2 protein-coding genes are annotated in these 2,291 nt (G+C 71.2%); one reads left to right on the top strand and one right to left on the bottom strand.

Annotation, left to right across the window (positions count from 1 at the left end; translation table 11 throughout):
* Positions 1-1,740: heavy metal translocating P-type ATPase (locus AUL28_RS16780; protein WP_062234766.1), on the bottom strand; the 1,740-nt coding region annotated here is incomplete at its 3' end.
* 67 nt (positions 1,741-1,807) lie between these two features.
* Between AUL28_RS16780 and AUL28_RS16775 the strand changes: the two genes are divergently transcribed.
* The gene (locus AUL28_RS16775) at positions 1,808-2,230 is read left to right on the top strand and encodes a MerR family transcriptional regulator (protein ID WP_062234764.1); all 423 of its coding nucleotides are present in this window, start codon (positions 1,808-1,810) and stop codon (positions 2,228-2,230) included.
* Positions 2,231-2,291 lie beyond the last annotated feature (61 nt).

The raw sequence follows: 2,291 nt of genomic DNA, 5'->3' as shown, positions 1-2,291 counted from the left end.
GAGGCCCGCCGCGACCGCATCGGCGGTCGTGCGGTTGTCCCCCGTCAGCATGACGGCGCGGATTCCGTCGGCTTTTAGGGCGGCCAGCGCCTCCCGCGCGTCCGGGCGCGCCTCGTCCCGCATGGCGATGTAGCCCGCGACCCCGTCCCGCGTGAGCACGACGGACACGGTCTTACCTTCCGCGTTCAGCGCGGCGATCGCGGCCGTCCGCTCGTCGCCGAGGGGAGCGCGGCGCGCGGCGGCCTGCGGCGACCCGAGGAACACGGCCTCGCCGCCGACCTTGCCCTCGACGCCCTCACCGGGGACGGCGTTGGCATCGAAGGCGGGCGGCACGGGGGCGTTGTCGGCCTTCGCCCGGTCGAGGATCGCGAGCGCCAACGGATGGTTCGACCCCTTCTCCAGCGCCGCTGCGAGCGACAGCACGTCCCGCGCCGGGCGACCGACCGCCACGATGTCGGTCACGACGGGCTTTCCCGCGGTCAGCGTCCCCGTCTTGTCGAAGGCGATGGCGGTGACCCGCCCGAGGGTCTCCAGCACGACGCCGCCCTTCATCAGGAGCCCGCGACGGGCGCCCGCCGACAGGCCGGCTGCGATGGCGGCGGGCGTCGAGATGACGAGCGCGCAGGGGCAGCCGATCAGGAGGATCGCCAAGCCCTTGTAGATCCACTCGTTCCAGTCCGCCCCGGCGACCAGCGGCGGCACCACGGCGACGAGGAAGCCGACCACGAGGACGGCGGGCGTGTAGACCTTGGAGAAGCGGTCGATGAAGCGCTCGGTCGGCGACTTCGACTCCTGTGCATCCTCCACCAGGCGGACGACGCGGGCGATCGTGTTGTCGGCGCTCGCGGCCGTGACGCGCACCCGGAGGACGGAGCCCGCGTTGACGGTTCCCGCGAAGACGGGGTCGCCGACATCCTTGCGCTTCGGCACGCTCTCGCCCGTCACCGGCGCCTCGTCGACCTCGCCCGATCCCTCGACGACCGAGCCGTCGGCCGGGATGCGGTCACCGGGGCGCACAAGGATGGTGGCGCCGACCGCAAGGCCCTCCGCGGGCACCTCGGTGGTCTGGCCGTCCTTCTCAACGAGCGCCGTCTTCGGCACGAGGGCGGTGAGGCCTTGGATGCTCGCCCGGGCGCGGCTCGCCGCCAACCCCTCCAGCACCTCGCCGACGAGGAACAGGAGCACGACCGTCGCCGCTTCCTCCTCAGCGCCGATGAAGACGGCGCCGACGGCGGCGATCGTCATCAGCGTCTCGATCGAGAACGGGGTGCCGAACCGGGCCGCCGTGATCGCCCGCCAAGCGACGGGGACGAGACCTACGGCGAGCGCGGCGAGGAACGCCGGACGCACCAGCGAGGGCGCGAGGTGGCCGAGGACGTAGGCGGCGAGCAGAGCGGCGCCGCAGGCGGCCGTCAGCCGTGCCTTGCCCGTTCGCCACCAGGGTACGCCGACCTCGACGGGGTCGTCGTGCGAGTGGCCGGCATGGTCGTGCTGCTTCCCCGACGTCGGGTTCGCTCCGTCCGCGGGCTCGGCGCCGTAGCCGAGGTTCCGCACCTGCCGCGTGACCGCGGCAGTGTCGAAGTCCTCCGCGTGGCGGACCTTCACCGTGCCTGTAGACACGGAAACGGTGACATCCTCGACACCCGGCAGCCGTCGGATCGCGGTGCCGACCTTGTTGCCGCAGGATGCGCAGTCCATGCCCGTGACCCTGAAGCGGCTCTCGCCCGTCACCGTGCTCATGACGCTCTCCTTGCATCGTTTCCGGGAGAGGCCTACTTCCTCTAGTGGCTAGAGGAGCAAGTGGAAAATGACAGGCGGCGTGTCCATCGGCGAGGCCTCGCGGGCGAGCGGCATCAAGGTGCCGACGATCCGCTACTACGAGCAGATCGGCCTCCTGCCGTCCCCGCCGAGGACGGCAGGCAACCGCCGCTTCTACGATGCGGGCGACCTGCGGCGCCTGCGCTTCATCCGGCATGCCCGCGAGCTCGGCTTCGAGATCGAGCCGATCCGCGAACTCCTGGCGCTGGCCGGGGAGCCGGACCGCCCCTGCGAGAGCGCGGACAGGATCGCGGCTGCGCACCTTGCCGACATCGACCACAAGATCGCCCGGTTGACGGCACTCAGGGCGGAGGTTGCGAGGATGACGGACTGCACGAACCATTCGGTGGCGGAGTGCCGGGTTATCGAGGTGCTCGGCGACCACGGCCAATGTACTGCGGAGCGTCATTGAGGCCATGCGCGAGCCACCAGAGTGGCAGCTTATCCTGCGACGCGACCGAAAGTTGACCGAC

Origin of the sequence: Aureimonas sp. N4 (assembly GCF_001463925.1) — a bacterium.
GTDB lineage: Bacteria > Pseudomonadota > Alphaproteobacteria > Rhizobiales > Rhizobiaceae > Aureimonas > Aureimonas ureilytica_A.
The sequence above is the reverse complement of the archived record's forward strand: the minus strand, read 5'-3'. Positions and strand labels throughout refer to the sequence as shown.

Coding starts and splice junctions, on each gene's coding strand:
- AUL28_RS16775 (WP_062234764.1), top strand. CDS start 1,808: ATGACAGGCGGCGTGTCCATCGGCGAGGCCTCGCGGGCGAGCGGCATC.